Source organism: Martinezella lusitana (assembly GCF_016901135.1).
GTDB classification, from domain to species: domain Bacteria; phylum Pseudomonadota; class Alphaproteobacteria; order Rhizobiales; family Rhizobiaceae; genus Rhizobium; species Rhizobium lusitanum_D.
In genome coordinates this window covers 956,511-969,748 of the sequence record NZ_JAFEVL010000045.1, presented here as the reverse complement: position 1 = coordinate 969,748, position 13,238 = coordinate 956,511, and the positions used below count along the sequence as shown (strand labels likewise).

The window sequence follows — 13,238 nt, the reverse complement described above, 5'->3', positions numbered from 1 at the left end:
CCGCTTCCGTCGTCAGCGATCTGGCAGGCGGCAAGCGCCGTCAATTTGCCGTGGAAGCGGCTATGCCGACGGATGCCGCGGACAATGCTGTTCCACTGACACCCTGGAACAGGCCCATGACTTTCTGCACATCGACCGACGAGGCATTGGAGATATAGATGATGTCCCGCGGCTGGACCTCGAAGGCCTGCATGGCAAGCAGTGTCGAACCGTTCTTCAGATTGAAGCGATAGACGATCGGAACCGGGCCACCACGTCGTAGAAGCGGATTGTTCTGGGCGACGATACGGCGGGCGACTTCCTGCGGCTCGTAGCGGAAGAGGAAGACGCCCGACACGTCAGCCCGGTTGTCTTGTAACCCTCCCGCACGCGCTACCGCATTTGCCATGCTCACATGTTGCGAGCTGAAACCCACCTCGGCGTTCTGTCCAGACGCCCCGAGGATCGTATAGGTGTTTGGCTCGCGAACCACGGTGACCACGTCTTCCGGGCGCAATCCTATGTTCTCACGCGGGTTCTGAACGATGGTGGTGAAGGGGAGATGCATGGTTCTGCCCCGTCTCGTCAGGTAGACGACGCTATCGTTGACCCCGGCACGTAATCCGCCGGCCGCCGCAATCGCATCGAGTATACGATCGCCAGCCGGTGAAAGCGCGACGCGCGCGCCGCCGGTAACTTCGCCCGTGACAGTGACGGTATTGGCAACGCTCTGCTGCACCGTCACAAGCGCCTGCGGTTGCACCGCCTTGCCTGAAAGCCCCGAGACCACGGCTCTCTCGACAGCGGCGGGGGTTTGGCCGGCGGCGACGATGCGGCCCACATAGGGGATGCTGATCGTTCTGTCACTGTTGACGGTTTGCGGCGGGATCATAACCGAACTTCCCGTCGCCTGCTGCTGTCCCGTCGCGCTTGAGGCCGTGCCGAACAGGCTGCCGGGCGGAGCCTCCCAAAGGCTGACGGAAACGACATCGCCCACCGCGATCCGCAATCCGGGATCACGCGCACCCTCGCCGAAGTAGGCGGCGAGGCTCGTCTCGGGCCGTTCGACATTCCTGGCTATTGTCTGCGACGTCACATCGACCAGTGCAAACGGCGGCACAGCGCGCGTTGCCGCCTCCTCCAATATGCGGGAGGTTTTCGGTCCGGCTTCGGGTAATCCACAGCCCGTAAGAACGCAGGCGAGAACACATACTAATCCGAATTTCAACGGCATCGACTATCCTGAATGGCATAGAGGTATTTATGACCAGGCGTTAATTTGCACCGTGCATTATGCCATCCCTGCATTGTCGCTACGCTCCCGAGCAAAACGAAGGATCGATGAAGGACTAAAGCCGTAAGCGTGCTTATAAAGAACGGAGAACCGGCCGGGATTGGAGAATTGAAGGCTCATCGCAAGGTCGGTGATGCTTTCGGCTTGGCCGCCTTTTATAGCGCCGTGCGCCGCCGCAAGCCGGTAGTTGCACAATATTCCCATCGGCGTGTCGCCTCGATAGGTCTTGAACATGCGTTGCAGAGCGCGGGGGCTGCAGCTGGCGGCATTGGCGAGGTCCTCCAGCATGATGGCATTGTGCAGATTATCGCGCATGAAGGCCTCTGCCCTCAAAAGCTGCCGCGGCGCGCTTTCCAAAGCACCGCGGTTGAAGTCCTCGGACAGATTGTGCGGCAGCTTGGTGAACAGCTTGACCAGCAGGAGTTCGCTATAAGCCTTGGCAAGCATCACTCTTTCCGCCGGCCGAGCGGTCATAAGATCCTTTTCGGCCTGCCGGAGCGTCTGATAAAGCCCCTGCGCTCCGCCTTGCCGAAAGCTGACCGGGGCCAACGAGAATTCCTGCACATAGGGCTTGCCCGTCAGCTCCTCGAAATGCTGCCTGATGACCGATTCCGGAATCTGGAATATCAACCAGGAACTGCGCGGCTTGATATCAAGCCGTTTGCCGGCGCGATCGCTGATACTTGCAACGTTGTTGGCGGGAATGCGCGATGTCCTTTGCGTCCGCCTGTGGCTGATCCCGATCTCGCCTGCCAGTACGAATACGATGCTCACACGGGGCAGATCGTGTTTCGCGATACCTTCAAGGGCACCCGAATGTTCGGCACTTATGATGGACGCCGATTGAAGGGGTTGCTTGCTGAATTTGAAGGAATAGTCACCGCTGGATTCCGAAGGAACCGTCCACTTCCAGTTCGGTTCTAGCACATCGAGGTTGCGAATGATTGCATCCCGGGAGTACACCTCAAAAGTGCCTACGCATTGCTCGACAACTCGTCCCAACATCGTCATCTGCTACCCTACTCAAAATCTCAAGTTGTATATTAGCGATAGCTAACACGTGATTTCTATCTAGGCAGATCTTTCTCAAGTCCCCTACGGCGACTCCATGCACTCGTCTCCCTTGTCCATGCTAACGGGATATAATTATTCAGCTTAATTTACATTACGTCATGTTAAATTAGCACACCATTTTTCGGCGAAACAGTACAGATAGCGACAAAGCTATACCGATTCATGCTCTTGCCTTCTCTCGCGGAAGGTGAAATTTCCGTTGCGACGATGTCGGACAAAAAGGATCTGACAAACAACCATGCCAACGGATAAAACCGTCTAGGGTTGCATTATGGATTGCTAATTTAGTGTATTTAAATTTCGTCGGCACAATACGAGATGCGACATCTGGAGTGTCCCATCAGAAACACCCAGGCTGGGTAGTGTATTTCATGGGATCAATTCCAAGGTGATGTTATTTAAATTATACTAATATACAATATAACTTGTTCAGAGCGCCGTACTAGGGGGGGTCGCCAGGATGAATCACTTGCGTCACTTGATCTACGGTGGATGAGCCATCGATCGATTGGTCGCATGATACTGTCTGATTTTGAGAAAATGTTGCATTGCCTTATCGGCAATCGCCAAGCTTCCCGACTGAAAGCGTGACAGGTCTACAACGTGGAATAGATTCGAAACGCCTCTTCAATATCGCCAAAGACGCGGCCGCGGCCATTTTTGAGGACGAGCGCCGTTTTGCACAAATCTCCGATCACATTGAGATTGTGCCCGACGATGATCATCGAACGATCCTTGCGCTTGACGAAAAGCTCTTCAAAGGAGCGAAGCTGGAAACGCTTGTCCCCGACAGCCATCACCTCGTCGATAAGATAGCAGTCGAAATCAATAGCGAGCGACATTCCGAAAGCCAATCGCGCCCGCATGCCCGACGAGTACGTCCTGATCGGCATCTGCAAATACCGGCCCAGCTCGCTGAAGTCCTCCACCAGGTCGCGGATGTCATTGAAGGGCTTATTGTAGATTCGCGACAGGAAACGCATGCAATCAAAGCCGGTCATCGACCCGCCAAATCCGCCGCTTAGCGCAATGGGCCACGACATGGACATGTTGCGGACGACCTTGCCGGAGGTCGGCTCCTCTATGCCGGCGATCATGCGGACAAGCGTCGACTTGCCGGCGCCATTATGCCCGAGAACGGCAATCTTTTCGCCGCGTCCGATCTTGAAGGTTACACCGTCAAGCACCCGGCGCATGCGGCCATGGACCTCATATTCCTTGACGAGATCGAAGACGCCGACGATGCCGTCCTCCCGCCACGGCTCCTCATTCTTCGGCGCGGGCACCTGCGGCGATACAAACCGGGCAAGGCTTGGAGGAAGACCATTCATTGCTGTTCCGCGTGCTCGAATACCTGGGCGATGAAGAAGCGCACGATCCAGAAACTGGCAAAGCAAATTGCAAGCAGCGTCAAAAACGACAGAACGCGTTTCGGATAGAGCGCATGATCGGGCAAATTCGGGTCGGCGATTCGTTCCAGATACAGTTGCTGCCGCTGCGCATCGATTTTTGCATTTTCGAGAGATGTGGTCGCCGATGTCAGCATCTTCGCGGCCATTTCCCTCTCCAGTAAAAGCTGCTCATACTGCGCGATGCGTGGCGCCATCGAACTGTCACTACCGACAATGCGTGCCCGCTCATCGCTGATCTGCCGTTCCATGGCCGCTACCCTCGCCCGTAGCGCTTCGCCCTGCGGGCTCTGCGGCGCCTGCTCGTCAAGAGCGCCCAAACGTGCCTTGCTGTCAGCCAAATCGTCCGCGAGCCGCGCGATCAGGTCCAATGCCGCGGAAGATTGCTTGGTCGGATCGACAAGCGATTCGCGATTGCGGAAATCCGTTAATCCTTTCTGCATGCCCGACAGCCTGGCCTGGCTGTCGTTCACCTCGATCTGCGCATAGCGAATCGCATCCTGGCGGGCGCGGTCGTTAAGACGATTGATGAGTTCCTCGGCATGTTGAACCAGAGCACTTGCCAGATGATAGGCGTCTTGCGGCCGAAAACCACGCACATCCAGGGTCGTGACGCCGCTGCCGCTATCGGTATGTATGTCGATGAAGCGAAGATAGTGCTGAAACAGTTCCTCGCTGTTGGCCGTGCGCCACGGCAACGGATAGCGATTGAGGAAATCCGCTTCCGGACGTGAAAGCATGGCCTTCAGGTCGTCGTTCGCGACAAGCGCGTCGACGGCGGCGCGAGACTTTATGAACTCGCTCACGATGTAGCTGTCGTCCTGGGCACGAACGAAGCCCGTGCTTTGCAGGAACCCGCTGAGCAGGCCTGCGGCGGTTCTATTCGGGCTGCGCACGACGAACTGCGTTTCGGAAACATACTGGTCAGCGCTGATCGATCCATAATAGACGCCGCCGAGCAGACCGGGAACCACGACCATCAAAATAAGCAGCAACTGCGAGCGGATCCATCGCACGATCGATCGCGGCCAGGAAACCGGCTGGCCTATGGCCACGCCGGACGAGCGCGCCGTTACCAACGTAACGAAATCGGCGAACTCCTTATTATTCTCGATACGGCTCATTTTAGGACCATCAACTCTCTCTTGGAGAATAGCCGGGAACGTTCCGAAGTCTTTCCCGAACCTCGGCAAGATCTCGGAAACTTACCCACTCCACACGCCCGGGATCGCCATTTCGCGCGCTTGTACAGTATCCGGAAGGGCGCATCTTGCCGCGAAAGATTCACATATATCCTTTGAAAGTCAAATATAATTCCAAGTCTACAGAAAATTACGTCGATTAAATCTGAATAGTTGATGTTTTGTCGTAATTAATACTTTGGCGACGCGATCCGTATGGCGTGGCGAAATTGTGACGGCGATAACTGCCAACCAATTGGCCGTTTCTCCTTCATTGCTGTTTCAAGGAATTCGGAATGGGAAAGTTCGGAGGTATCTCGAACCGTGGCAGCAATATTGTCGGATCATATGGCCGCGCGGGCTCACAGGTGATCAGCCAACTTCGTTGGCAGCTCCGCGTGGCGTTCGCCGGAAAACCGCGCCTGTCCTTATTGCAGCATATTGCGGCAGCCCTCTTCGAGAGCTTCCATAGTGCGCTCCTCAACCTTCGACCACGCCGGCAAACTACGCCTACACGCTACACCCGCATCGCCTGGCAACAACCGCTTCATGCCCCCTTGGAAGCGATCTTCCTTGTGCAACCGGTCGAAACCGAGTGGCGGCGGCCGCTTCGCCACAGCCGCTGGTGACTTGGACACTTTGGGGGATCACATGTACTCAGATTCTACGATATTTCCCCACGAGATGCGGTCGCCGCCGGCGGACCGAGGCAGACGGGCGTCCTGGCTGCCCCCGGCAAATTCGCGACTGCTGGCTTTCCTGTTGACACGCCAGCGTTTTCCCTTGATCGGCCCGGCGATTTCCGCCTCCCTGCGGCCGATCGAGCTGGCGATGGGCTCTGCCGACGGTGTGGTCGGCTGGGGCGATAAGCCGCTCGCGCGCCTTGCGCGCCTCTATGCACGCATCCATCGGCTTCCATTCTGGACCATCGGTGACGGCTTCCTGCGATCCGTCGGTATCGACGGCGCACCATCCGTCTCCGTCGTGGCGGATGATCTCGGCATCCATTTCTCGGCGCATCAACCGTCTCGTCTCGAGGCGCTGCTGCAAAGTGATCTGTCCGATGCCGATCCGGAGCGCGCCCGGACGCTGCGGCAATGGATCGTCCGCGAAAGGCTTTCCAAATACAATCACCTGCCGGACGGAACTGTTCTGCTTCGACGGAGCCGCAACAAACGCATCCTGCTGGTCGACCAGGTGGTGGGCGATCGTTCGGTCGACAGCGCCGGCGCCGATGCCGGGACCTTTATAAGAATGTGGAACGCCGCACTTGCCGAAAGCAATGCAGACATCATCGTCAAGAGCCATCCCGACGTCGTCGCAGGCCGCGCGAAGGGCTTTCTTGCGCCCTATGCTCATGCGAGCCGGATACAACTCATCGACAACGCCGTCTCTCCACATTCGGTTCTGGATGTCGTGGACGAGGTCTGGACCGTATCGAGCCAGCTCGGCCTGGAGGCGCTCCTACGCGAAATGCCCGTCGTCACCTTCGGCATGCCCGCCTATGCCGGATGGGGGCTGACACAGGATCGAGCGGAAGGCACGGTCGCCGCGGCGGCGCGCGCGCGCCGCAGGCGCCGTGTCGGCATCGACGAATTCACGGATGCGGCGTTTCTGCGATACTCCCGCTATGTCGATCCGGTTTCGCGCACGCCGATCACGGCCGAGCAAGCTGTCGAAAGGCTTCTCGGGTGGCGTGGCCGCGCGCGGTCTCTTTCCGGCCGTTACCTTTGTGTCAACTTCTCGCTTCACAAACATGCGGTGATGCGCCGCTACCTGGCTGGCTCGCGATCGCAGATCCGGTTCGCGACCAATCCGACGGCCGCCGAAATCGAAAATGCGGATGCCGTCGTCCTGTGGGGCAACGCCGCTCCGCCCGATGAAAACCTCCTATCGAAGCAAGACAAGAGACTGCCGATCATCCGGGTGGAAGACGGCTTCATTCGTTCCGCCGGGCTTGGCTCGTCGCTGGTGCCGCCCTCCTCGCTCTGCTTCGATAAGGAGGGCATATATTTCAACGCATCCGCCCCGAGCCAGCTTGAAACGATCCTGAGCACCACGGATTTCGACACTGCGCTCCTGGAACGTGCCAAACGCCTGCGGCAGACCATCGTCTCCATGGGCATCACCAAATATAACCTGCCGCCGCAGCCCGCACCCGACTACCGCGCCCGGGCCAATGGCCGGGCCATCATTCTCGTGGCCGGGCAGGTTCCGAACGATGCTTCCCTGCGGTTCGGCATGCCAAGTCACGCATCCGACATCGAGCTGCTCAAAGCCGTTCGGCGAGCAAGGCCCGAAGCATTCATCATCTACAAGCAACACCCGGATCTTTTGGCCAAGGCTCAGACGCATGGCACGATCAACCTGCCGTCGATGGATGTCGCAGATCTCATCGTCGGCAACGTCGATATCAACAAACTTCTGAACGTCGTCGACGAAGTCCATGTTGCGACATCACAAATCGGCTTCGAGGCTTTGCTGCGGGAACGACCGGTGTGGTGCTATGGTCTGCCCTTCTACGCCGGCTGGGGCCTCACGCACGACACGGTGGTTTCGCTCCGTCGCAAACGCAATCTAAGTCTCGACGCGCTCGTTGCCGGCGCCCTGATCCTCTATCCGCGGTACTGGTCGAATATCACAGATCTCCCCTGCGAAGCGGAGGACGTTGTCGCCGAGCTTTACCGCGCCCGCCAGGGCACCGCACCGAACCCTTCACGTCGCCGGTGGCTGACGCAGATCATCCACATGGTCGAAATGAGAAAATCCCAATGAATCCCATAGTCATGGATATTTCGCGACTGATGGAACGGGCACACTGCCCGACCCCTACCGGCATAGATCGTTACGAGCTCCACTACGCACATTGGCTGAACGAGCGCCGCAAGCGCGTGCCGTCGAAGCGCGCTTCAGAGATTTCCCATTCGCCCTGGTTCGTCGAGACTGGCCATTATGGAGCGATATCCGTTGCGAGCGAACGCGCGGACAGACTGGTTTCGACGCTTAACAACCGCTGGGCGACGACGGAAATATCAGCGCCGCAGGCTGCCCTTCTTGAAAGAATATTCGCCGCCATCGATGGCAAGATCAGGTGGCAGGCGTCTGCCGAGGCAAAGACTGGCGAAGTACATTCCCAAAGACTGCGTAAGATCGCGCATGTGGTCGCCAACCACTTCACCCATGGGCTAACCTTGCCCCGCAATGCATCCTTCGTGCATGTGTCTCACAGCCGGCTGGAGCGGACATCCGCATTTTCATGGCTCGGCGAGACCGGCAGGAACGGCGTATTTTACGTCCACGACCTCATCCCGCTGTCGCATCCCGAATTCGTGCGCCCGGAGGAGCCGGAGCGCCATAGGCGCCGGATGGAAACCGTACTGAAGCATGCCGCGCTGGCCCTATGCAATTCGCAGGTGACCGCCCGCGCGCTCCGCACCTTTGCGCAGGAGAACAACAAAAAGCTGCCCTCCATTGCGGTACTGCCTCCGGGTGTCGAGCAGAGCTTTCTAAGCCCGCTCAACGACACTCCCCTGCCGCAGACGCCCTATTTCGTGGCGATCGGCACCATCGAGCCGCGCAAGAACCACATGCTGCTGCTTCGCCTCTGGCAATATCTGGCCGAACGCGACGGTCCCAAGGCGCCGCGTCTGGTGATCGTCGGCAAGAGAGGATGGGAAAACAGCCATATTCTGGCGATGCTGGAACGATGCCCAGCCCTGCCGGGGCTTGTGATCGAGGTGCCGGGGCTGGAAGACGCCGCCCTGGCGCGGCTGGTAGCAGGATCCGTAGCGCTGCTCTCGCCGTCCTTTGCGGAAGGCTACGGCATGCCCATCACCGAAGCGCTCGCATTGGGCACCCCCGTCGTCGCCTCCAACATCAACGCACATCGCGAAGCGGCTCGCGGTCACGATGCTATCTTCCTCGATCCGCTCGATGGTTTGAGCTGGAAAGCGGCAGTGGACATGATCGCTGCTTCTCCGCTGCGCCGAGCCAGGCGGAACCTCGCAAGCGGATGGGATACACATTTCGACGACCTGGAAACCCTGATCGGGACCGATTTTTCCGCACAACACTACGCGGCTCAACGGGCTCCGCAACGCCTGCAAAGGCTGTTGCCCGGCGCAACTCTACAGTGACCGCCACCGCGAAGGGAGGAAAGTAACAATGCAGGCGCAACAACGGGAACGGAACCTATTCAGATCGTGACCAGTATCAGGGGCAACAAAGTGACAAGCTTTTACGATATAGAGAACTGCTATAAGTTCATCCTCGGCCGGCCGATAAACGAAGACGAGCGCAATGCCATCGGGCAGAATCTGCTGCAGCTCACGGACATTCCGCTGGATGAGCATCGCAGACGTTTCCTCGGCTCCAACGAGTTTCATCAGCGCCACAGCGAATTGCTCTTCGACAATTTCGTGCCGAAATCCATTTTTGTCCTGTTCGAAACGAAATATAACTTCAAACTGTATCTCGATCTTCGCCAGTACCACATTTCCTTCGGCATCATGAGCGGCGAGTACGAGAAATTCGACATCGATCTCGTCAAGGCTATTCTGCCCGATAATGGACAGTTCATCGATGTCGGCGGCAACGTGGGCTATTATTCGCTTTCCGCCGCGGCACATCCATCGTTCAAGGGCACGGTGCTTGCCTTCGAGCCGTTGCCGAAGCTTTGGGATCTGTTCAACCGCTCCATCCTGGAAAACGGCTTTGAAGATCGCGTCAGCGTCCGGCAGCTTGCACTGGCCGATGCGCCGGGAGAGATGCAGCTCAATGACGCCGAAGAGACGGTCAATGCCGGTGCGACGCGGTTGGTTACAAATGCCTCCGACACCGGGGTAGGACGGATGACGAAGGTCGAAACGCTCGATCACGTCATCGGCAACTTGCGACCGGATGTCATGAAAGTGGACATCGAAGGCGCGGAAGGCCTCTTCCTGAAGGGGGCGCAAAAAACCATCGCGACCCACAAGCCGTCGCTGCTGATGGAAATCAATCGCGATATGCTCGCCGTTCTATCCAAGACGACGCCGGGGGCGATCCATCGCCAGCTTGCTGATCTTGGCTACAATATCTGGACAAGCTCGCAAGATCAGCTGGCGCAGGTCGCTTCGCCCGACGAACTCGATAGGAATTTCTCGGTGGGCACGGTCGCAAATATTCTGGCAGTTCATGACGACCGTGTGGATCAGGTCAACGAACGTGTCCAACGCCTCGGCGTCGCTCTCGCACCGTCCGGGGCCAAGCGTCAGCGACTGAAGGAGGCCGCGCTCTAACCGCAGTCTCCGGTAACGTCGCGTCGATCACAGGCACCGGCCTGTCAGCGTTTGACATGGAGAGATCATTGGATGAACGGGTCAATTACATGAGCGACATTGCCTATTACGGCTCATGCCCAAGCGAGGAGTTTGTAAAATACGCATTCCCCGAGAGCAGGATCGCGTTCTTCTGTTATGGCGTAAACGTTGCCAGTTTCATGGGCAGCCGGAAAACCACCATAAGGGTCATCGAGGATTGGCCCGAGCCGATCAAAAAGAAGCTGCATTTCGAGGCGCGCAAAGGCTTTTGCGATCGACTGAAAAAGGCCGCTCCGACGACGCTCGTCATCGATTTCAGCCGTGTCACGCGGGCTTCGTTGATGCGCTACGCCGCAGAAGTCTGGGCGGAAACAGCGGCGCACTTTCATGCGGCCGGCGGATTTGAGGGCCTGCCGCGCTCGAGCGATCTGGTTTCGATCCTTACCAACTACTCCAGCCTCATGGACGCCTTCACCAGAACGGCGGCGTCGAGACCGGACCTGCGGCGGTTCAGCCTCGATATCCTGCATGGGGCGTTGCCGTACCTCTTTGCAAAGATCAGCAGCCCTGCCCACAGCCATTTCGGCGACCCGGTCGATTCACACGACGTCGTTGCCGCCTTTCGCTGGATCCTTGGCCGCGAGCCGGAGTCCGCGCTGACGTTCCTCAATCACTACGCCCTGCCCAACCGCAAGGAGCTGCGCGACACGCTGCTGCGTTCCTTCGAATTCCAGAGCCAGGTGCCCTATTATGCCGACTAGTAGCACCCGCTCGCGCCGGACAACGGCTGAATCATTCGAACTTTATGTGCTGACGAGCCTGGTTGACCAGGAAGAGCCCTACGGCGGTGGTGAAAAGACAGCATTTGAGAATAAAACCAACATCATAATAGGTTTGTACCGTATCGCCGAATACGCCGGCGCGGAAAAGTTCGAAACAATGGACGGTGGGGACGTAGAGCGCGAGCTTCTGCATTCCGCTGGGCAGCCAGGCCACCATGAAGAACATGCCGCCAATCGGCAGCGTCAGATATTGGAACGGCGGAATGAATTTCTCCACGAACTCGAAGCGCTCCGACGCCGCGGCAAAAATCAATCCGACGGCAAAGGAGAACCAGGCCATGAAAAACCAACCGGCCAACAACAGGCCGAGATCCCGATAGGGCTGCATGAAACCTGCCAGACGCGCCAGGGTATAAACGACGATAAGGGCTGCGGTAGTGCCGGCAATCTCCAGGAGCGCGCGGGCAATCAAAGCGTCAGCCAGACGGATCTGGCGGTGATACATCAGCGGCATATTCTGACGCAGGCAGGAGACGGCATGACCGCTTATATGCCGCCAGAGCGTCAGAGGCATGTATCCGCTGAGGACAAAGGCAGCAACCACGAGCCCATGCGCTTCGTGACGCAACAGTGTCCACATGAGCATGACACCGGAGGTCAGGATCATCGGCTCCAGCGCAAGCCAGAGAAAGCCGATGTTCTCTCGTCCGTAGCGGATGAGCATCTCGCGCATGATCAGCGCGCCGAGAACACGCCCCTGGATCTTCAATCCCGCCAAGAACTGCGAGGGGCCGCGGGTCGTAATCGGCGCATAATCCATGCGAGAGCCTCCTGTTCGGCATCCAGACCTCGTCGGATGGTTACTCAACGATACTGTCGAAGGCTGTGCGCTCAATCTCCATTGCGTCAGCTTCGGACAATAACCGTATCCGTCACACCGTTGCCGGCGTGTCCCGGCAGACAATCAGCAGGAAGGGCACGACCATGGCTCTGGTGAACTCGGAGACTGAGAGCAAGAGGCGCGACGTAAAGCGACGCTGGCGGCCGTTCAATCGCCTGACAACCGGGCCTACCGTCGGGCCTACAAAGATCAGGAAACGCCGCAAGCGCTCCAATCGCCTCGGTATCTATGTGCTTGTCGTCGTGGCCCCCACTCTGGTCGTCAGCGCCTACTATGCCTTCGTCGCCGCCCCGATTTACGTATCGGAAGCCTCTTTCGTCGTGCGTATGGCCGCCCCGCCTTCCTCCAATGCTTTCGGATCGCTATTGCAGAACAGCGGCATAACCCGCTCACAGGACGATACATTCTCGGTACAGGAATATATCCGCTCGCGGCAGGCCCTGAAGGAGCTCAGCGGACAGCTTCCGGTGCGCGCGATCTTCGGCAGTCCGCAGGCCGATTGGTTGACGCGGTTTCCGCGGTTCTGGGAAACCAACAGCGAGGAAGAACTCTATAGCTATTACTCGGATCGCGTCACCGTCATCCACAACGACACAACTGGAATCACCATGTTGCGTACCACAGCCTTCCATGCAAAGGACGCCGCGGACCTGAATACGGCGCTGCTGGCGCTTGGCGGCGACCTGCTCGATCGCTTGAACAATCGTGCCCGCGGTGATGCCGTTAAGTTTACCGACAACGAGGTACAGGAGGCCGAACAGCGCGTTATCGACGCCCAGAAGAACATAACGACCTTCAGAAACAAGGAGCTGATGATCGACCCCAACGCCAGTTCCATGTCGATGGTCGAACTCATCACCAACCTGTCCGCGGAATTGGCCAATACCAGGGCTCGCCTCGGCGAGACACGCAAAACCGCGCCCGACAGCAACGCCATTCCCTACCTGACAAGTCAGATTGCGGCGCTGGAACAACAGATCGAGAACGAACGGGCCAAGATGGTCGGATCCGACAATTCCGTCGCACCGAGAATTGCTGATTATGAAAGCCTGGTTCTGATACGGGAATTCGCGAACAAGGCCCTCCTTGCCGCGCTCGACGCGCGGGAGGCTGCCAGGGCAGATGCGCGCCGACAACAGCTCTATCTCGAAGTCGTCGTCCCGCCGCATCTTCCGGATGAGGCGGAGATGCCTTTTGCCCTAAAGAACATCTTCGTCGTCTTCCTGTCGCTGAGCCTGGCCTACCTGCTGGGCTGGCTCATGTTCACCGCCATCAGAGACCACGAAAGCGGCTGATGACGGCGTGAGCATCCCCGAGG

General features: G+C 58.1%; 11 protein-coding genes. 6 read left to right on the top strand and 5 right to left on the bottom strand.

All coding sequences use genetic code 11. From position 1 onward, the window contains the following. Positions 1–40: 40 nt before the first annotated feature. From JTP94_RS20260 to JTP94_RS20245, 4 genes are all read right to left on the bottom strand, one after another. Entirely contained in the window at positions 41–1,099 is a 1,059-nt protein-coding gene (locus JTP94_RS20260) for a polysaccharide biosynthesis/export family protein (protein WP_312038184.1), read from the bottom strand. Between the two features lie 171 nt (positions 1,100–1,270). Then, positions 1,271–2,047: an AraC family transcriptional regulator gene (locus tag JTP94_RS35935; protein ID WP_312038183.1), complete on the bottom strand. Its 777-nt coding sequence runs from the start codon at positions 2,045–2,047 to the stop codon at positions 1,271–1,273. A gap of 896 nt (positions 2,048–2,943) precedes the next feature. Further along, on the bottom strand, positions 2,944–3,678 hold the full coding sequence (locus JTP94_RS20250) for an ABC transporter ATP-binding protein (RefSeq protein ID WP_204852231.1): 735 nt from the start codon (positions 3,676–3,678) through the stop codon (positions 2,944–2,946). Continuing rightward, positions 3,675–4,880, bottom strand: a complete 1,206-nt coding sequence (locus JTP94_RS20245; RefSeq protein WP_204852230.1) for a capsule biosynthesis protein — start codon at positions 4,878–4,880, stop codon at positions 3,675–3,677. The genes JTP94_RS20250 and JTP94_RS20245 overlap by 4 nt, the downstream gene beginning before the upstream one ends. Before the next feature lie 353 nt (positions 4,881–5,233). Between JTP94_RS20245 and JTP94_RS20240 the strand changes: the two genes are divergently transcribed. The 5 genes from JTP94_RS20240 (at position 5,234) to JTP94_RS20220 (ending at position 10,998) form a co-directional block, all read left to right on the top strand. After that, on the top strand, positions 5,234–5,566 hold the full coding sequence (locus JTP94_RS20240; protein ID WP_204852229.1) for a hypothetical protein: 333 nt from the start codon (positions 5,234–5,236) through the stop codon (positions 5,564–5,566). 22 nt (positions 5,567–5,588) lie between these two features. After that, complete coding sequence (locus JTP94_RS20235; protein WP_204852228.1) at positions 5,589–7,712, top strand: capsular polysaccharide biosynthesis protein; 2,124 nt, start codon at positions 5,589–5,591, stop codon at positions 7,710–7,712. After that, positions 7,709–9,073: a glycosyltransferase family 1 protein gene (locus tag JTP94_RS20230; protein WP_204852227.1), complete on the top strand. Its 1,365-nt coding sequence runs from the start codon at positions 7,709–7,711 to the stop codon at positions 9,071–9,073. The genes JTP94_RS20235 and JTP94_RS20230 overlap by 4 nt, the downstream gene beginning before the upstream one ends. A 90-nt stretch (positions 9,074–9,163) precedes the next feature. Beyond that, entirely contained in the window at positions 9,164–10,216 is a 1,053-nt protein-coding gene (locus JTP94_RS20225) for an FkbM family methyltransferase (RefSeq protein WP_204852226.1), read from the top strand. A gap of 68 nt (positions 10,217–10,284) precedes the next feature. Next, positions 10,285–10,998, top strand: a complete 714-nt coding sequence (locus JTP94_RS20220; RefSeq protein WP_246755053.1) for a hypothetical protein — start codon at positions 10,285–10,287, stop codon at positions 10,996–10,998. A gap of 31 nt (positions 10,999–11,029) precedes the next feature. Here the strand turns inward: JTP94_RS20220 and JTP94_RS20215 are convergent, their stop codons facing one another. Beyond that, the gene (locus tag JTP94_RS20215; protein ID WP_204852225.1) at positions 11,030–11,839 is read right to left on the bottom strand and encodes an ABC transporter permease; all 810 of its coding nucleotides are present in this window, start codon (positions 11,837–11,839) and stop codon (positions 11,030–11,032) included. A 164-nt stretch (positions 11,840–12,003) separates the two neighbouring features. Here JTP94_RS20215 and JTP94_RS20210 point away from each other — a divergent pair, with 164 nt between their 5' ends. Next, entirely contained in the window at positions 12,004–13,215 is a 1,212-nt protein-coding gene (locus tag JTP94_RS20210; RefSeq protein ID WP_204852224.1) for a capsule biosynthesis protein, read from the top strand. Positions 13,216–13,238 lie beyond the last annotated feature (23 nt).